This is a genomic window from Dapis hubbardiae BLCC-M172 (assembly GCF_050016015.1).
Lineage (GTDB): Bacteria > Cyanobacteriota > Cyanobacteriia > Cyanobacteriales > Microcoleaceae > Trichodesmium.
Window position 1 is genome coordinate 11,079 of sequence record NZ_JBNHEQ010000187.1, and the last position, 19,206, is coordinate 30,284.

At 36.3% G+C, this 19,206-nt stretch carries 17 protein-coding genes and 1 pseudogene; 9 read left to right on the top strand and 9 right to left on the bottom strand.

Annotated features, from left to right (window positions below):
• From ACP6PK_RS16865 to ACP6PK_RS16885, 5 genes and pseudogenes are all read left to right on the top strand, one after another.
• Positions 1 to 2,112 (top strand): CHAT domain-containing protein (locus ACP6PK_RS16865; RefSeq protein WP_426561048.1); only part of this gene is annotated, 2,112 nt, incomplete at its 5' end.
• A gap of 686 nt (positions 2,113 to 2,798) precedes the next feature.
• The gene (locus ACP6PK_RS16870) at positions 2,799 to 3,035 is read left to right on the top strand and encodes a hypothetical protein (protein ID WP_094675649.1); all 237 of its coding nucleotides are present in this window, start codon (positions 2,799 to 2,801) and stop codon (positions 3,033 to 3,035) included.
• Positions 3,032 to 3,166 carry a hypothetical protein gene (locus ACP6PK_RS16875; protein WP_426561050.1) on the top strand — a complete coding sequence of 45 codons (135 nt, stop codon included), beginning with the start codon at positions 3,032 to 3,034 and terminating at the stop codon, positions 3,164 to 3,166. The genes ACP6PK_RS16870 and ACP6PK_RS16875 overlap by 4 nt, the downstream gene beginning before the upstream one ends.
• Positions 3,167 to 3,190: 24 nt before the next feature.
• A pseudogene (locus tag ACP6PK_RS16880) lies at positions 3,191 to 3,418 on the top strand (type II toxin-antitoxin system death-on-curing family toxin); the annotation flags it as partial.
• Between the two features lie 223 nt (positions 3,419 to 3,641).
• The gene (locus tag ACP6PK_RS16885; RefSeq protein ID WP_426561052.1) at positions 3,642 to 4,850 is read left to right on the top strand and encodes a caspase family protein; all 1,209 of its coding nucleotides are present in this window, start codon (positions 3,642 to 3,644) and stop codon (positions 4,848 to 4,850) included.
• Between the two features lie 407 nt (positions 4,851 to 5,257).
• On the opposite strand, the gene ACP6PK_RS16890 is transcribed toward ACP6PK_RS16885, so the two are convergent.
• From ACP6PK_RS16890 to ACP6PK_RS16915, 6 genes are all read right to left on the bottom strand, one after another.
• On the bottom strand, positions 5,258 to 5,866 hold the full coding sequence (locus tag ACP6PK_RS16890; RefSeq protein ID WP_094675653.1) for a hypothetical protein: 609 nt from the start codon (positions 5,864 to 5,866) through the stop codon (positions 5,258 to 5,260).
• Between the two features lie 331 nt (positions 5,867 to 6,197).
• The gene (locus tag ACP6PK_RS16895) at positions 6,198 to 7,511 is read right to left on the bottom strand and encodes a glycoside hydrolase family 10-like protein (RefSeq protein ID WP_426561054.1); all 1,314 of its coding nucleotides are present in this window, start codon (positions 7,509 to 7,511) and stop codon (positions 6,198 to 6,200) included.
• A gap of 229 nt (positions 7,512 to 7,740) precedes the next feature.
• On the bottom strand, positions 7,741 to 9,018 hold the full coding sequence (locus ACP6PK_RS16900) for an aspartate aminotransferase family protein (protein WP_094671777.1): 1,278 nt from the start codon (positions 9,016 to 9,018) through the stop codon (positions 7,741 to 7,743).
• Positions 9,019 to 9,630: 612 nt separating this feature from the next.
• Positions 9,631 to 10,092, bottom strand: a complete 462-nt coding sequence (locus ACP6PK_RS16905; protein ID WP_426561058.1) for a hypothetical protein — start codon at positions 10,090 to 10,092, stop codon at positions 9,631 to 9,633.
• A 250-nt stretch (positions 10,093 to 10,342) separates the two neighbouring features.
• Entirely contained in the window at positions 10,343 to 11,092 is a 750-nt protein-coding gene (locus ACP6PK_RS16910) for a hypothetical protein (protein WP_094674519.1), read from the bottom strand.
• A gap of 106 nt (positions 11,093 to 11,198) precedes the next feature.
• Entirely contained in the window at positions 11,199 to 11,672 is a 474-nt protein-coding gene (locus ACP6PK_RS16915; protein WP_094674517.1) for a hypothetical protein, read from the bottom strand.
• Between the two features lie 611 nt (positions 11,673 to 12,283).
• On the opposite strand from ACP6PK_RS16915, the gene ACP6PK_RS16920 reads away from it, so the two are divergent.
• The 3 genes from ACP6PK_RS16920 to ACP6PK_RS16930 all read left to right on the top strand — a co-directional run bounded on the left by ACP6PK_RS16920 (position 12,284) and on the right by ACP6PK_RS16930 (position 16,228).
• Positions 12,284 to 12,676: a DoxX family protein gene (locus tag ACP6PK_RS16920; RefSeq protein WP_094674515.1), complete on the top strand. Its 393-nt coding sequence runs from the start codon at positions 12,284 to 12,286 to the stop codon at positions 12,674 to 12,676.
• A gap of 278 nt (positions 12,677 to 12,954) precedes the next feature.
• Entirely contained in the window at positions 12,955 to 13,803 is an 849-nt protein-coding gene (locus tag ACP6PK_RS16925) for a DUF3598 family protein (protein WP_094674512.1), read from the top strand.
• A 445-nt stretch (positions 13,804 to 14,248) separates the two neighbouring features.
• A complete protein-coding gene (locus ACP6PK_RS16930) occupies positions 14,249 to 16,228 on the top strand; it encodes a peroxidase family protein (RefSeq protein ID WP_426561062.1) in 1,980 nt (659 codons plus the stop codon).
• Positions 16,229 to 16,604: 376 nt separating this feature from the next.
• On the opposite strand, the gene aat is transcribed toward ACP6PK_RS16930, so the two are convergent.
• On the bottom strand, positions 16,605 to 17,186 hold the full coding sequence (gene aat, locus ACP6PK_RS16935; RefSeq protein ID WP_426561064.1) for a leucyl/phenylalanyl-tRNA--protein transferase: 582 nt from the start codon (positions 17,184 to 17,186) through the stop codon (positions 16,605 to 16,607).
• Between the two features lie 40 nt (positions 17,187 to 17,226).
• On the opposite strand from aat, the gene ACP6PK_RS16940 reads away from it, so the two are divergent.
• Positions 17,227 to 17,556 (top strand): hypothetical protein, encoded by a 330-nt coding sequence (locus ACP6PK_RS16940; RefSeq protein ID WP_094671977.1) that lies wholly within the window; start codon positions 17,227 to 17,229, stop codon positions 17,554 to 17,556.
• Between the two features lie 253 nt (positions 17,557 to 17,809).
• Here the strand turns inward: ACP6PK_RS16940 and rpsN are convergent, their stop codons facing one another.
• On the bottom strand, positions 17,810 to 18,112 hold the full coding sequence (gene rpsN, locus ACP6PK_RS16945; RefSeq protein WP_094671973.1) for a 30S ribosomal protein S14: 303 nt from the start codon (positions 18,110 to 18,112) through the stop codon (positions 17,810 to 17,812).
• Positions 18,113 to 18,395: 283 nt separating this feature from the next.
• Complete coding sequence (gene nth / locus ACP6PK_RS16950; RefSeq protein WP_426561066.1) at positions 18,396 to 19,049, bottom strand: endonuclease III; 654 nt, start codon at positions 19,047 to 19,049, stop codon at positions 18,396 to 18,398.
• Positions 19,050 to 19,206 lie beyond the last annotated feature (157 nt).

Below are 19,206 nucleotides of genomic sequence, written 5' to 3' on the forward strand. Positions count from 1 at the left end.
GCAACAACTCTCAATAATATTGGCCATGTCTACGATAGCTTAGGAGAAAAACAAATAGCTCTCAATTACTTACAGCAAGCATTACCTATACTTCGGCAAGTAGGCGCTCGTGCTACGGAAGCAACAACTCTCAATAATATTGGCCATGTCTACGATAGCTTAGGAGAAAAACAAACAGCTCTCAATTATTACGAGCAAGCTTTACCTATAAGACGACAAGTAGAGGACAGGGGTGGTGTGGCAACAACTCTCAATAATATTGGCCATGTCTACGATAGCTTAGGAGAAAAAGAAACAGCTCTCAATTACTTACAGCAAGCTTTACCTATACATCGGCAAGTAGGGGATAGAGGTGGAGAAGCAACCACTCTTTTTAACATCGCTTGGCTCAAACGAGACCAAGGCAAACTCACCGAAAGTCTAAAATTCATAGAAAAATCCCTAGAAATAATCGAAGACCTCCGCACCAAAATAGTCGCTCAACACCTCCGAACATCCTACTTCGCCACAGTTCAAGATTACTATCAATTCTACATCAACCTCCTAATGCAACTCCACAAACAAAACCCCAACGAAGGTTATGACAGCAAAGCATTAAACGCCAGCGAACGCAGTCGCGCGAGAAGTTTATTAGACATCCTAGCAGAATCAGGAGCTGACATCAAGACTGGAGTAGACCCCCTACTTCTCGCCCAAGAAAAACAACTCCTACAAAAACTCAACACATTAGATCAAGCGCGACAACTCAACACCCCAGGATACGACCCCGACGAACTCAAACAACAAATAGAAACCCTCAGCAACCAACTCCAACAACTAGAAGTCAAAATCAAACAAAACAGCCCTCGTTACGCCAACCTCAAATATCCAGAACCCCTCACCGCCTCAGAAATTCAACAACAAGTTATCGACAAAGATACCATACTTTTACAATATTCTCTGGGAGAAGATGCCAGTTATTTATGGTTAGTAACCCCCACAGAAATTAGCAGTTATGAACTACCGAAAAAATCCGAAATAGAAGAATTAGCCAGACAATTTAGAGAAGAAATAATCTCCCTTTCTCCAGTGCCAGAAATGGGAAATAAATTAAGTAAAATATTATTGTTGCCTGTAGCCAATAAATTAGGAAATAAACGACTATTAATAGTAGGAGATGGAATATTACAGACCATTCCCTTTGCAGCTTTACCTTTAACCTCTCCCCCAACCCCTCTAGTGCAAGGAGAGGGGGGAAATTCTGCCTCCACCTTTGCAGGGGGGAATGAGGGGGGTCAAAATTATCAACCCCTAATTGTCAACCATGAAATAGTCACCTTACCCTCATCTTCAAGTATTGATATTCTCAGAGAACAAGTCAAAGGCAGAACCCCCGCACCCAAAAAAGTAGCCGTTATTGCTGACCCAGTATTTGCAGATAACGACCCCAGATTTCCAACAGCTTCTCAAGCAAAAAAAGAAACAGAAACTAATAATTTAACCGCAATGGCATTAACTCGTTCCCTAGAAGATTTTATCGGTTCATCATTCAATCGTCTAGAAGCAACTCGTCAAGAAGCCGAAGCAATATTAGCATTAGTTCCTGACAATTTAGAACTACTATCATTAGACTTCGATGCCAATCGTAAAACAGCAATAAATCCCGATTTATCCCAATATCAAATAGTACATTTAGCCACCCACGGACTATTAAATGAAAGTCAACCAGAATTATCAGGATTAGTGCTTTCTTTGTATGATGAAACTGGCAAAGAAACACCTGGTTTTCTACAATTAAACGATATATTTAATTTAGAAATGCCAGCAGAATTAGTAGTATTAAGTGCTTGTGAAACGGGAGTTGGGGAAGAAATAAGAGGGGAAGGATTAGTAAGTTTAACCAGAGGATTTATGTATGCAGGAGCTAAACGAGTAGTAGTAAGTTTATGGAGTGTTGAGGATAATTCGACATCTGAATTAATGCAAAATTATTATCGGAAAATATTAGAAAAAGGGAAAAATCCTGTGGAGTCAATGAGAGAAACTCAGTTAGAAATGTTGAGTTCAGAGAATTGGAATTCCCCCTATTATTGGGCACCATTTGTTGTGCAGGGAGAGTGGAAAGAAAGTTAAAAGTTAAAAGTTAAAAGTCAAAAGTCAAAAGTCAAAAGTAAGAATAAGCAAAGTAGATATTTGTAGTAGACTGTTTCATCTTAAATGATGCAATAGATGTAGGTTGGGTTGAGGGACGAAACCAAACAACAATCTTTCTCCCCTACTCTCCTACTCCCCTACTCCCCTACTCCCCTACTCCCCTACTCCCTAATGCACTATTTTAGGTGAAACAGTCCAGTAGGGTGCGTTAGGCGCTATTATTAGGAATATATTATTTATAACAGAATAGATTGCGCCGTAACGCACCGAAAGAAAATTATATTAAATCTGGTAGTATCGGTGTCAAAAAGCATAGAAACCGGGTTGGTTTTAAATGCTCCACCATACTAATATCTAAACTCCCACAAACCCGGTTTCTTAAAAGAGAGATATTTGTAGTGGACTGACACATCTAAAATGGTGCGTTACTACAGATTGTTATATCGTTTTTACATCTATGATTTTTTTATCGTTTAACGCACCCTACTGGACTAAAATGTGCTGTATAAAATGGTGCTTTCGGTGCGTTACGCTCCGCTAACACACCCTACTGGCGTGTCAAGCTTAAAATAGCCAACGGTGCGTTACGCTCCGCTAACACACCCTACTAGATACTTTGATGTTAGAATAGTTATAATAATCACTAAATAATTTATATAATCACTATGAAAGCAATAGAAATTAACGGAAAAATTGATGATACGGGAAATCTAATTTTAGAACATCCTCTAGAAATAAATACTCCTACAAATGTTCGAGTTATTATTCTTATACCAGAAGATTATGAAACTCAAGAAATAGAAATTAATCAGACTAACAAAGCTAATTTTGAAAAAGCAATGAATGCTTATCAAAAAATCAGTGAAAAGTATAAAAATGCTTTGCGAGAGTTAGCTCAATGAAAGAACGTTTTTGGATAGATGAAACTCTTGCTAAAGCTATTCATGCAGACCAAATTATTCAACATGGAGGAAGTCAAGGAATTAGAGATGAAAATTTACTGTCTGCTAGTTTAGCTAGACCCCGACATTGATTTACTTATGGTCAGCAAAATTTATTTGAACTTGCAGCAGCTTATGGCTATAGTTTAGCTAAAAATCATCCTTTTATTGATGGAAATAAAAGAACAGCTTTTGCAGTTATGGCAACTTTTTTATTGGTTAATAATTATTTACTAGAAGTACCCGAACCAGAAGTTGTAAGAATGATGGAACAACTAGCAAGTGGAGAAGAAAATCAAGAATCTCTAGGAAGGTGGTTAGCAGAAAATTCTGTAGAGATTTAAGCATTAAAATAATTAACAATAATTGTAGGTTTTGTTGTTTGCGTTAGCATTGCGCAGCATGGGAAGCTCCACTAACAGTTTGTTCTACCCAACCTACGTTTTTAGCTGAAATATAAAATATAGCTTTAAAGGTTTGGAGACCAAACCCCTACAATAAAATGTTATAACTTAATTTAGGATTGCTATAATACTCATAAAATCTAAAAAAAAGAAATTATTTAAAATGTATCCTATCTCTCGCCGTAACTTTTTCCAATTTGCCAGTTCAATACTTGCTACCCTTGGCATAAGTCAATTGAAATTTTTATCCCAAGCGGAAAATTATGGCAAAGTATTAGCTCAAAGTACCACCCGCAAACTTGCTTTATTAGTAGGAATTAATGAATATCAAAAATCCCCATTAAGAGGTTGTGTACATGATACTGAAATGCAACGTCATCTCCTAATTCATCGTTTTGGTTTTAATCCGAAAGATATTTATATTCTGACTGATAAAAAAGCGACTCGTCAAGGAATTTTAGAAGCATTTGAAGAACATTTAATTAAACAAGCTAAACCAGGAGATGTGGTAGTTTTTCACTATTCTGGGCATGGTTCCCGTGTCAGAGATCCTAATCCAGTTGTGCAGACTTCTTTAATGGATGGTAGTGGTTTAAGTGGTACATTAGTTCCGGTCGATAGTTCTTTTCCTAATGCCGATCTTGGTGGTGTAGTTGATAATATTATGGGACATACTTTGTTTCTACTCACATCAGCTTTAAAGACAGAAAATTTTACCGGAATTCTTGATAGTTGTTTTTCCGGGATGACAACTAGAGATTTTACTGTTCGTTCTCGTGCTGGTGGAAATAAAATAGAAATTTCTCCACAAGAAAAGGCTGATCAAGAAAAGTGGTTATCTCGGCTGGATATGTCTAAGGATGAGTTTGTGAAAGGTTATCAAAGTGGTGTAGCAAAAGGAATATTTTTTGCTTCTGCTAAACCTTTTCAAACAGCAAAAGATGTAAAAATTATTGATTTTCATGCCGGAATTTTTAGCTATTTATTTACACAATATTTATGGCAAGAAACAGGTACGCCAGAACAGGCGATCGCTTATACAAATAAACAAATTCCATCTAGGTTAGAACAAAATCCATTTTATGAAGTTAAGACAGGTACTAAATTAGATAGTCAAGCTATATATTTGACCGAAAATTCCTATCCTGTTGCTAATGGAGTAGTTATAGAAGTAAAAGGTAATCAAGCAAAAATTTGGTTGGGAGGATTAGAAGCAAAAAAGATAAATCAATTAACCAATGGTGCTGTACTTAATGTTATTTCTCCCCAAGAAAAATCTTCAGCTAAATTAATTTTTGAATCCCGTGATGGTTTAGTGGGAATTGCAACATTTCAAGGTGGTGTTAAGCCAGGATTTTTATTAGAAATTTAAAAAAAGTTGATAAAATTAGTACAAAATTTAGTGATGGTGGATTGTAATCGTAATTTATTCAGGACTTACGCAAAATGTTGAATTATACGCTATCTGTAGGGGTGATTTCCTGCGGAATGCTTCGCAAACGCGAATCATATCAAATCCGCTTACCTCGGAGTCACAAGAAACCGGGTTTGTGGGAGGTCAATGGTAGGGACGTTGCATGCAACGTCCCTACAATGGCATTTGAGACAAACCCGGTTTCTCTGCTTTTTTATACCAATACTACCAGATTTGATATCAGCTCTACAAGATGTGGTGGTTATGGGTAAGTCCTGTTATTGTAATTATTTTTTTTGTCAAAGAAATAGTGGGAGCATCTTGCTCCCTTAATGATAACTGATAACTGATAACTGATAACTGATCTACCGATCTGAATATAAACGCATTAGAGCAATACCTGTAATTGCAGCCACAAAAAACCACGTTACAAATAAACCGATCACCTCACCAATAAATAAACCGATCGCTCCATAAACCAAGCCACCGACTAACCAACCCAGAGGTAAACCAATTGCCCAAGCAATAATATTCGCAATCACCCACAAGTCCTCCTGATAGATTTGCTTCCTCAGGACAAACCATTGACCTAATCCCAAAATCCCCCCCACAATAGCACCATTAATAAATCCGTGAAACAACCTCAGCCAAATTTGTTCTGTTCGTGGAGCTATCCAACCTAATGCTCCTAAACTACTTGCCCCAATTAATAACCAACTTACAATACTCACCACCACCCACCATTTGCTGCGGAAAATCAGATTTCTCAGCACCAACCATTGTGTTAATCCAATAACACCTCCACCTATAGCTCCTGATAAGGCCCCAATATAAGGTCTCACACCTACCTCAATAAATATTAAGCTGAGGAAAAAACCAACAACAGTGAAAAATATCCACTGCAACCAAAAACCCCATCTAATTTTTTGGGGTTTGGTGTGGGAAGGATGATAATACAACTTGGTGAGTGACATCAAATAAATTTTCTAGCTACTTTAATATTAATAAATAGGGAGTAGGGAGTAGGGGAAATAATTGATTATTTATGTGGGATAATTGATATCAAATCTGGTAGCATCGGTGTAAAAAAGCAGAGAAACCGGGTTTGTATCAAATGCCCTACAATACTAAAATTGACCTCCCACAAACCCGGTTTCTTGTGACTCCGATTTCTCAGGAACCGTAGCAAGGGAATTTGATATGATTTGATTATCGGATATGTCTAATATATGTCTATCATTACTTCAATTTCCCCACATTCCCCACCCTCCCCATCTCCCCATCTTCTCACACTCCCCACACTCCTTATCTCCCCACACTCCCAAGCCTTGGACGAGATACAGCAGTAGGAAACATTTTCTTAAACTCAAAACGTCGCTCTTGGGGTGAGTCTGGAGTCATATAACTCCATAAAGTTTCCCAATAGAAAAAAGATACTCCAGCAAAATTGCGATCGCGTACTGCTTTTACCTGTTGTTGAACTTTTTCAATTTTCATTAGCGTTTTCATAGTCCCTGTGAGAATACCAATACTGAAAGGAATTTTATTTTTAGCATTTTTGACGGCAGGTTGTTCCAACTCTTCTACAAATGAGGGTAGATCGTTTCGATACACCTGCAAAATAAATTCATCTACTAAGCCTCTCTCGATCCAAGTTTGCCAGTCTTGTAGATATAATTTGTAGGCAAAATCATAAGGATTAGAAGATACAGACACAATACAGTTGGGTTTAATAGCTTTGATAGATTTATAAAGTCTTTCCATAAAGGCAGTAATTTGATTTGCCCGCCATTGCATCCATTCTGGATCTGTAAAATCTTCTGGAGGCATTTTGCCCTGATGTTGTTCTCGATAAAGGTGAACTGTAACCGGATCGTAGCCAAATTGTACTGGCATTCCGAAGCGATCGTCTATTTGAATTCCATCGACATCGTATTTTTTTACAACCTCTAATATTAGGTCTTGAATAAAGTTTTGCACCTGGGGATGAATGGGGTTAAGCCAGACATTGTAGATGGAGAGCGACTGCTGCAATTGGGTTAATAAAGACTGTTCATCTGATTCTGGGAGCAAATCTTTTAACTCTAATTCAAAGAAACCCTCAGAAAAATTTCTATTTTTGTCAAGACTTGTTGTTACCCAGTGAGGATGACGTTTGACTAATAAAGAGTTGATGGGAGCCATGAAACCATATTCAAACCAAGGGATAACTCGTAAACCTTGGCGATGGGACTGTTTAAATATTTCTCTGAGTACATCTTGACCAAGACGAAATGTAGTAAGAGTTTGGTCTTGAGGTTGACCTATGACTCTTTTGGCGACATCACTGGGGTAAAAGGTGTTACCTCGGTTCCAGGTTACAGGATAAACAGTGTTGAAATTGAGTAGAGAAAGTTGACGGAGGGCGCGATTAATTGCCCACGGGGCGAATAATACGCTACTACTAACGTTAGTTATCCAGACTCCCCGCACTTCTTTTTTTTCTGGTGTAGCTTTGGCGATGACTGGAGTTGGAGAGGTAAATATTGTGCTTAGGGAAATAGAGAGGAGGGCGATCGCTACTCCCACTACTAGCCATATTTTTAATCGTTTGAATTTATGATTAATTTTATAAGTCATTATTTTGATAAATTTTCCAACTTTCCACCTAAACCAAATAACCACAACGTTTGTAGAGATGTTCTACAGAAACTTCCTACTAAGCCGACATAGATAAAATGGTGCGTTGCATCATTGCGGGCGGGTTTATATAATCAAATGTGAAAACTCATTAATTTAAGGGAGAAACCCGCCCCTACTATTGCAACATTTTAGGTGTGTCACGCCACTACTGGACTAATTCTGACTTCTAACTTCTGACTTCAGTATTAGCGATCGCTCTTGCCAAAGCATCCATAGCTTCGGTTACTTCAGTTTCAGTAACTATCAGTGGAGGCACAAACCGCAAAACTTTTGGACCCGCAGGCACAAGTAACAAACCTTCATTCATGGCAGCTTTAACTATATCAATAGAAGTCAATTCTATATCTGCATTTAACTCTATACCATTAATCAAACCCCAACCGCGCACTTCGGTAAATAAGTTAGGATATTTGGCTGCAATAGCATTTAATCCTACTCGCAACTGTTCTCCCCTCTGCTGTACATTTGTCAATAAATTTTCCTGTTCCAAAGTTTGACAAACCGCCAACGCTACCGCACAAGCAAAAGGGTTTCCGCCAAAAGTGCTAGCATGACTGCCTGGTTCAAATACATCACAGTGAGATTTACATAACATTGCGCCGATGGGGATACCCCCTCCTAACCCCTTAGCGGAAGTGAAAATATCTGGTTCAATGCCAAGATTTTCATATCCCCAAAGTTTGCCACTGCGACCCATTCCTACTTGTACTTCATCTAATATTAAAAGAATACCTTTCTCGTTGCAAATTTCTCTAATTCTTTGGAAATAAGCTACATCACCAGGGCGCACACCTCCTTCTCCCTGGAGTGCTTCTAACATAATAGCTGCAACTTGCCGTTTGTCTTTGTCTAATTCGGCGATCGCGCTTTCTATAGCAGTAATATCATTGTAGGGTACATAATAAAATCCTGGCATTAATGGACTAAAACCTTTGTGATATTTCGGTTGTCCAGTTGCAGTAATAGTTGCCAGAGTTCTTCCATGGAAACTAGCATGGGCGGTCAAAATTGTAGGATTTTCGATATTTAACTTTTCGTGAGCATATTTTCGAGCTAATTTGATTGCTCCTTCGTTAGCTTCTGCTCCAGAATTACAGAAAAATGCTTTGTCAGCACAGGAATGTTCTATTAACCACTGTGCCAATTCTCCCTGAACTGGGATATAGTATAGATTAGATACATGATGCAATCTTTTAATTTGCTCTGACACTGTTGCCATCATCACAGGGTGAGCGTGACCGAGAGTACAGGTAGCAATTCCAGCAACAAAATCTAAATATTCTTTTCCTTCAGTATCCCAAACGCGACAACCTTCTCCCTGTTCGAGGGCAATGGGAAAACGCCCGTAAGTGTTCATTACATAAGCGTTGAAGTTGTCAGCACTAAATGTTGTATATCCACCAGGTGTTTCTAAAGACTGTTTAACTATTGTTTCTGGAGTCATAAATTATATCCTCAATTATACCCTCTAAATCAAAATTAACCTCAATATTAACTGAATATTAGGAGATAATATATATTTTTTCCAGTTTTTTTAATTTATCATATTTTTACAAAAAATAATGTCATATTTTATCAATTATCATTGATATCATTCGTTATTATTTAGATTATTTTAAAGTTTATCTTTAATATAGCAATCCTATTTTATTTGTGGCAAAAATCTTACTGCTTTTTAGGGAACAGTGAACAGGGAACAGGTGAAAGTTTCAACTTTTTTATTTACCTTTTAATTACCCGCAACCTATTTAGGGTTGCTATAATTAATCAATGAATTTAATAGTGATGATTACTATCTCTATTTTGTCAATATGGGATAATTTATATTATTATTTGTTAGTAGGGATTTCAATCAGTTATAAAAAATCATCTCTCCTCCATACTAAAATTACCAAATTTCCCAACAATTATGAATCAATTAAGCATTCAAAAAAATCGTAAGCATTCAGACATCAGCTAGAAGCTATAAGTTATTAAAAAAGTTGAGAGCTAAATGCTAAGAGCTGAATGCTTACATTAATTCTAAATTCTGAATTCTAAATTCTAAATTCTCCATTTATCTCTTAATTTTTAATCCGGTCATAAGTTCCAGGTCTGTTCTAAACAACAGAGCATCTCTACTACGGATATCAACGATAGTTACATTTTGATTATTTTCCTTATCCCAATAAAGAATTGCTATTTGAACTCTCGCTTGTTTATCTATAGCACTAATTATCCCACCGATAGGAGAAAGAAGACCTTTCGCGACACTTTTTTCTACTTGACTTTTAGCATACTGTCCTGTAGAAATTTCTGTAATATCCTGTTTCTTTAAAGTAAAATTACCATCTTGAAATTCTTCCTTCCTAAACTCTGCATCTAGAGTTCCAGCATCCGTATCTATAGTAACTTCACATGGTTTTAATTCCCCACTATTCTGATTTAAACAGTAAGCACCGTGAGTTCTTACTAAGGCAAGATTAATAGGAAAAACTAATGAAAAAGCAGATACAAAACTAATTAATTTATTTTTCATAATTTCAGCAAAATAATTAACAACTTCAAAAATATTCTGTGAATATTCAGAATAGTTTTATCAAAATAATAAAGTAAGAATTTAACTTCTGAATTCCGAATTCGTTATTAGACATCTCTGAATAAAGATATGGATTTTTGGCCAGAGTAAGCAACATCCCACAGGGGAGATATTTTGATAAAAAAGGTACGATAAATGATTTTGCAAGTTACAACTAACAACTCTAGCTTATGCTAAATAAAGGGCAAGTTTATTTGATAGAGATATCTATTGAAGAAGTATCTAGGTCCTTTTTATTAGTTAATTCTTCTAACTTAGTTAAAAATTCTTCCCCTACTTCAGTGATTTTACAGTATTCAGTTAAGTCTATAAAATCTTGTTCTGTCTTACCATAATTACTCACCTTTTCTAAATCGGCGACGTAGCGATATGGAGACTTTATTTTAATTAGTTTAGAGTCTCTTAAACGCCTCAACTCTGAAGCCGCATCCTTGCTAACATAAAATTTGAATGGTGTATTACTTTCACTATTTTCTTTAAGACCTTTGAGTTTTTCAATTTCTTTGGGTGCGAGAAGTAATCGGTACATAAACCGTTGTAACTTTTCCATTTCTTCTTGTTGTTTTGTTAATAAATCAATTTGCTGTTGTTGAAATTGGTCTATATCCTGTTTAGTTTTATCTACTTTAACTTCTAAATCTTCTAATTTTTTGAATGTAGCTTTAACTCTCCCAGGTGATAAGTCCAAACTTTTAAATATTTTCCCTGCTTGTGGCTGAAATAAGAAAATAATGATTAGTAAAATAATATCAGGGAATGTCAAATCAGGTATTGTAAAATCAGTAGAAATTGTCTCTTGCTCCACTAAACTTTGTATGACATTTACTCCTGTCCTAATAACGGGAAAAGCTATCAATTTAAGGATTAAATAAATCAATATTAATTTAGCAGCAATATCTAAAAACTTGAATTTTGCCTCTGTTGGTTTGTCATTAGACATAATAATCACTCCTCTTTATCAGAATTTAGCCTAAATCTTTATTGAGAGTTTAAAATCAAATTTTTTATTATTTGATCGCAACTTATTTATTTTTCGGAGATGTCTGTTATTGAGGATTTTCTGTAGTCCTAATTTTTACACCAGTCAAACTTTCTAAATCTTGTCCTAAAGACACACCATCTTTTGTCTTAATATCAATCAAAGCGATATTTGTTTTGCCCTTAGGATCTGTATATTCAATTGCAAATTGAGTCCGTTTTTCCTTAGCCAAACCAACTAATGCTCCCAATGGACCTAAAACTAAACTTGCTCCAATAGTTTCTTTTGTTCTTTTTTGAGCGTGTTCCCCACTGGAAATCTCAACAATTTTATCACCTCTAAATCTTAGATTATCCTTTTGATATTTGTCAGACCTAAAATTCATTTCAAAGCTATTTTGTCTGGTTGACACAAAAACGATACATCCTCTCATTTTACCACTAGCTATATGGAGACATTTAGCGCCATATTCTCCTGCGAAAGCTAAGTTGTTAGTAAAAAGAACTGAAGCAACAGATATAAATAAAGCAAATTTTTTCATAAAACTAAAGCTCTAAAAAATCTCAACTTAATGACCAGGTAATTAACATCAATTTCTGGCCTATTATATTTATACTTATTATATAGTAGTCTTCAGTCTGATTGTGCGGAAAATATCTGGGAATTAGGAAACAGCAATTACTAAGAATGATGAACAGGGATAAGAATTTCAGATTGGTATTCTATGATTCCACCTAACCTATTCCCCCAGGGAGGATAGTTACCAAATTCCTACTCACACCTCTAAAAAATCAAAGTTATCTATTTTGATTTAAGTAAACTTATAATTATCAATTAAGTTATACCAATTCCCAGGCATTAATACTATACTTAGGCAAGACTTCAGCTATTAAGTAATTTATACAGGATAAATCACCTTTTTGCTAATTTAAGCTAATTTAACCTTAATTATTCTTATGTTTACTTCTCAGGTACGGACGTTGCATGCAACGTCCCTACACTCCCATGCTCAACTAAATATAGAAAAGTTTTTGAGAAATGGTATTAAATATTTCCTGGGATGATTGAAGATTAAATTTTTATTAAATCAATAGGATTTACCAACATCAATTAAAATGATTGAAGAAAACTGTATTTTTTTGATCGAACAATATGAACAATTTACAGCCGTGGACTTCCCTCTTAGGTAGAATATTCCTCTCTGCCGTTTTTATTAAATCTGGTATTGGTAAAATTTTTGGAGGAGCAGGTACTCAACAATATATGGAATCTTCAGGAGTTCCTGGTTGGTTATTAATTCCAACAATTATTGTTCTTTTAATAGGTGGATTATCTGTTTTAGTTGGTTATAAAGCTCGTTATGGGGCACTTGCATTAGTAGGATTTTTAATTCCAGCTAATCTGATTTTTCATAATATTTTTATAGATCCTGCTCAAGAAATTGCCTTTATGAAAAATCTTGGATTAATGGGAGGACTTTTAATGGTGGCGTCTTTTGGTCCAGGTAGAATTAGTTTTGATGAGAAAAATATTTATAGGGAGTAGGGAATTTATTAATTATCCATTAATAAGACGGAGTGGGGGGGTAGTCAAAAAAAGAATAAAAAATCACAAAAATCTACTAAGTTCATAAGCAAAATTAATTACCGAAAAATTCAGGTTTTAAGCATCTCCTTTCAGGGATAAAAAAAGAAAAAAAGTTCCGATAAAGCAATCCTCTCCTTTTTAATTAAGAGGTAATTACTAATTATTGAAACATCCTATTAACTCCCTGTTCCCTCTCTCAACTCGCAAATTTCTCAAAGCACAACTACTTAAAAAATATGAAAACACAATGGGAAAATTTTCTACAAAATCTTGGTGAATGGCACGGTTCATTTACTAAAATTTCTGCTCAGGGAGAAATATTGAAAGATACACCTAGTATTCTGATTTTAGAAAGTCTGGATGAAGCAAATAAAAAAGTACGTTTAACACTACGTCGCTTTAACTCTTTTGCCAAAACTCCTGAGTCAAAAGTTGATGAAATAGTAAGTGAATATCAAACTCTAGGTAGAAACCTTTTATTTTTTGAAAATGGTGCTTTTTCTAAAGGAGTAATTCAAATAGCACCTTTTTCAATTAATGGTGCTGAGTTTGGTTTTGTTAATAAAAATCGTCGTCTACGTTTAGTCGAATTATTTGACAAAGATGGCAATTTTGATAAATTAACTTTAATTCGAGAAAAAAGAGCTGGAACAGATGCTTCAGAAAATCTTCCTTTGACTGTAGATGCTTTATTAGGAAAATGGCAGGGAGAAGCAATTACTATGTATCCTGACTTGCGGGAACCCGATACTTATCCAACTAAAATGGAATTAAATATTGATAATACAGGTAGATTAGTTCAGCAAATTACTTTCGGTGATACTAATCCTAAAACTCTTACTTCTACTGCTATAATTGAAGGTTCAATTTTACACTTTGACCAAAGTTCTCAACCTGTAAAAGTCTTGTTACTTCCTGATGGTGCTTCTGCTACTTTACCTGTGAAAATTGAGTTGAGAAAAGCTTTATTTTTTGAAATTGGTTGGTTAATTGAACCCCAACTTCGTCAACGAATTATTCGTAGTTACAATGACAAAGGAGAATGGGTAAGTTCAACCTTAGTTACAGAGCAGAAAATTAAATAGTTGAAGAAGGAATAAGGAAGAAGGGAAAAGATAATTTTATAGTTTAAAGAAACCCGGTTTCTACGATAAATCCTTAACACCGTCGCCGTAAATTTGTATCCATTTAGTATTGTTAAGTTATGGAAACTTTTCTTGTTTTATCTAGAATTTAGAAGTATGTGAAAAACTAATATATTATATTTACATATTTTAACTTGATGAAGATTTGGTAAAGATGCTGATTTATTTTTGTTATTAGCACTATTATCTTAAAAGTATCGATGAAAGTATCAGTGAAAGTTTTGAGGGACAATGGTCATCTTAAATCATTCCCACACTTTCTTGATGCACTACCAAATGTCTAAGTACCATTAATCGTTCCCGATATCCCTTCGGGAAATATTCTGATTCTATGGAATGTAGGCTGTAATTTTGGCGATGCCAATCAACATTATAAAATACAAAAATGGACGATAATTACGAAAAAAATAATCGTATTCGAAAAGCTTTTAATTTGAAAAAGAATGAACAGACTCTTCTGAGCGACATTGATGGGCTGGGAGTTGCTTTAGATAATGACTTTTATGAAATTGAAGCCACAGAAGGCTCTTTAGATATCTTTGTCGAGTTAACCTTTAACCATAATGAAGGAAATCTTGATTTATTTCTCTTTGATCGAAAAGGAAATGAAATTGCCTCTTCAAATTCTCTAGATGATAATGAAATAATTGATTTTACTGTTGACAAAGCAGGAACTTATTATATCCAAGTTACTTCAGGGGATGGTACTTTTTCAGGGAATACCTATGATTTGCTCTGGGATGATGTTATTGCCGAAAATACCTTTCGCACTATTAATGGTTTAAATAATAATCTTCAAAACCCTGAATTTGGTAGTGCAACAGAAAAAGGCACTCGATACACTCAATTATTACGCTTAGGTCCTGAAGCTTACCAAGATGAATTATCTGAACCAAGAGGTGGTGGACTAACTACGCCCCTTGAACTTCCTAGTGCGCGGGAAGTCAGTAATGCGATCGCCGATCAAGGAGAACAATCTATTGCCAACGACTTTAAACTTTCTGACTGGTTTTGGCAGTGGGGACAATTTATCGATCATGACATCAGTTTAACAGAAGCCGACACTTCAGGGGACTCATTTCCTATTCCAGTTCCTACAGGCGATCCAGATTTTGATCCTTTTGGCACAGGAACTCAAACCATACCCTTAACTCGTTCTATTTTCGATCCTGCCACCGGAACCACAAACCCCCGTGAACAGATTAACGAAATTACAGCGTTTCTTGATGGTTCTATGGTTTATGGTTCCGATGAAGCAACGGCCCTTTCTTTGCGAGCTAATGATGGCACTGGAAAACTAGCCACCAGCATCGGTCCTGATGGGGAGATTTTACTGCCTACTGATAGTGATGGTAACTTTCTTGCCGGGGATATCCGTGTTAATGAACAATTAGGCTTAATTTCTGTTCACACCCTTTTTGTTAGAGAACATAACCGCTTGGCACAAAAAACTGCTGATGTTTTAGACAATGGGAAGGGAAGAAAAGCAAACAAACTGAATGAACTGTTTGAAGAGTCTGGGTTAAGTCGTGGTGACTTTATCTATGAATCAGCCCGCCGTTTAGTTGGGGCAGAAATTCAGACCATTACCTATAATGAATTTTTACCCTTCCTCTTAGGAAAGAATGTTCTTGATAAGTATACGGGTTATGATGAAACCGTCGATCCTGGTATTTTCACTGAATTCTCCACTGGTGTTTTCCGCTTTGGTCATACCATGCTTTCTCCTCAACTCTTACAAGTGGAAGAGGATGGAAGCTATGAAGCGGTTGCTCTACGGGATGCTTTCTTTCAACCTGGCAAAATTATGGAGGATGGAGTTGATTCTTTATTGAAAGGGTTAGAATCCCAACAAGCCCAAGAAGTTGATAATTTACTGATTGATGATGTTCGTAACTTCTTGTTTGGTCGTCCTGGGGCTGGTGGTTTTGACTTAGCCTCTCTTAATATTCAACGGGGACGGGAGAATGGTGTAGCTGATATTAATACATTTCGTAATGCTATCGGTTTATCGCCTTATACAGACTTTGATGAATTAACAGGAGGAGACAGCGAGCTTGCTGCTAAATTTGCATCGGTGTATGATTCCATTGATGATGTGGATCTTTGGATTGGTGGATTAGCCGAACAGGATGTTAATGGTGGAGTGGTTGGTGAGACAATTAGTGCCATCATTATCGAGCAATTTAGTAATTTACGGGATGGCGATCGCTTTTATTTTGAAAACGATCAGTATTTCCAGGAACTTAAAGGCATTCTTGATAAGAATATTGATAAGGTTAGTCTCGCCAATATTATCGAAGATAACTCTGATGTTAAAATTGTGGGTAGTGCATTTACAGTCAATAACCCCATAGTTATTTAACTTCCCGCCAGGGAAGTCCCGCGCTCTCCTGAAAGGGAGCGTCGGGATGAAAGCCGGGCTATAGCAATGAGCGCTCAGGTATTTACAATTTCAAGCTTCTAAGCCCAGTAAGCGAAAAGGTGTACAAAAAATAATGTGTAAATATGCCAGCGCACAATGAAGCGCTCAAAATCTCAAAGTTCGGACGCGTGTTGACGGGGACTTAGAAACCCCGTCCGTCTACACGGCGGGGTAGTTCATATATTATCACTACAGTAGATATTTGTTGTTATCAACACAGGGGGAGAACATCACCTCACACGAAACAGCAGTCCGGGTTTCCCAGACCGAATGAAGAAGTAGTTTTGCAATTACTGTATAACCGGATTTTATATAATTACTGAAGACTGCATCCACGAGTTAACGCTAATTTCAAAAGTGCTTTATATTTTTTATCGGTGATAGAATAAGCTCCAAATCTTTCCAAGTGGGGGTTATTCATCTGAGCATCAAAAAAAACAAACTGTCGCTCCCGGAGTCGCTCCACCAACTTTACCATCGCCACCTTCGACCCCTCTGGAATATTGAAAAACATCGACTCCCCAATAAAACCCCCACCAATCACTATACCTAAAATTCCACCAGCAAGGTCATCCCCTTGCCAAGTCTCAAAACTATAAGCATATCCCGCTTCATTTAAAGCTTTGTAAATTTGTTTCAGCTCCCCAGATATCCAAGTTGTTTCTCGATCTGCACAACCTTCAACCACAGCTTCAAAATCTCTATTAACAGCAACAGTAAAACGATTTTGATTAATCACACGACGTAGTGACCGTGGGTAGCGAAATCTTTCATCCAAAGGAATTAAGGCCCGTTTACGACTACCATACCACCCCAAACTATTCTCTCCATCATTTGCCATGAGGAAGTAGCCTTGAGCATATCCTTGTATGATTGAATCAATATCATATTCTATCATGGAATTACAATTAACAATTTATAATATAAACTTTAGAATTATGGCTGAACCAATCCAAGCAATTACTTTACCAACAGCACAAAACCCCCAAGAAGAGGGCCAATGGTTAAAAGCTTCTTTACATAAGTGGCTTAATCAAGAGTTTATTCCTGAAAAAGTGAACGAAGATATTGCCAAAAGAGCAGCCCAAATTTTTGTTCGCCATCGCATGGAAGGGGAAAATGATTTAGGTTCATTAGTCATTGCCATTGTTACAGAAATGCAAGCCTTTGATTTTTCCCAGAGTTTTTATGGGGAGTTTGCGATCGCCAATGCCGTTAGTGACTTACTATTAGATAGTCTTGGCATAGAACGTTGTTGTGGGCAATAGTATTAATAATGGATAATGGATAATTGATAATTAATAATTGTAGGACTTACGCACTAGACCATATATATAGCGTTAAAAACTATAACGTTATAGTTTTTGAACTCCATATATACTAGCTTTGCGTAACTCCTAAATTGATAATTGATAATTAATCGAATCTAGGTTTAAAGCCTCTCCTTTAAATAATTGATAATTAGAGGAGATAGTTTTCATTATCAATTATCCATTATCAATTATCAATTATCCATTCCCTCTACCAGCTAGACTTCACAACTCCTGGTAATAAACCTTCATGGGCCATTTCTCGGATAACATTACGAGAAAGTCCAAAATCCCGATAATACCCTCTGGGACGTCCAGTTAACCAACAACGATTTCTGACACGATTAGGAGCGCTGTTACGAGGTAGTCTCTGTAGTTTACGATGGAGTTCTATTTTCTCCTCTAAATCTTCTGCCTCCATGAATTGCTGTTTTAGCTCTTCACGTTTCTCGGCATATTTTTCTACTAATTTTTTGCGTTTTTTCTCACGCTCGATCATGCTCTTTTTAGCCATGATTAATTACTTTATTCCTCCAAAAATAACAAAATAGTTGGTATCTTTAATTTTAGGTTATTTGCCCAATCTCTTATAATACCATAAAATTTTTTGTTTCCCCAAATTTATTAGATCGAATCCAGTAGCATAGGTACAATTCAATACTGTAGGGGTTTGGTCTCCAAACCCCCTAATTTTCTTGTGTTTTGACAATTACTAAGGGTAAAATCTTATAATGATAATCTTAGACAACGAAAATGTTTTTTCCACTCCCTATTCCCTATTCCCTATTCCCTATTCCCTATTCCCTGCTATATTGACACAAATCAACCAATGAACATTTATCGCAGGCAGGACTTTTCGCTTTACAAACTGCCCGACCATGATAAATTAATCGTATTGACCAATTTTCCCAATCAGGTTGAGGTATCAACCGCATTAAATCTCGCTCAATTTTAATTGGATCGGAATGTTCAGTTAAACCCAACCGTTGACTCAACCGTTTAACGTGAGTATCTACTGTCACCCCGACAATAATTCCATAAGCATGAGCTAAAACAACATTAGCTGTTTTTCTTGCTACTCCAGGTAACTGCAAAAGTTGTTCCATCTGCTTTGGCACTTGAGAGTTGAACTTCTCAATAATCATTTGGCAAGCAGCTTTAATATTTTTAGCTTTATTGCGATAAAATCCTGTAGAACGCACTAAATTTTCTAGTTCTTCAATATCTGCATTTGCCAGTGCTAGAGCATCCGGGAATTTTTGAAATAGAGCAGGCGTAACTTTATTAACTCGTTCATCAGTACATTGAGCAGAAAGAATAGTAGCTACAAGTAACTGAACAGGGGTTTGATAAGTCAGAGTACAAGTAGCATCAGGATAGAGACGGTTTAGACGAAGAAGTAATTCTAGCGATCGCTGTCGTTTCAGTGAAAATTTACGAGTTGTTACCATTTGAAGGAAGAAGGAAGAAGGAAGGAGGAAGGAGTAAGAGTGAAAATTTACGAGTTGTTACCATTTGAAGGAAGAAGGAAGAAGGAAGGAGGAAGGAGTAAGAGTGAAAATTTACGAGTTGTTACCATTTGAAGGAAGAAGGAAGAAGGAAGGAGGA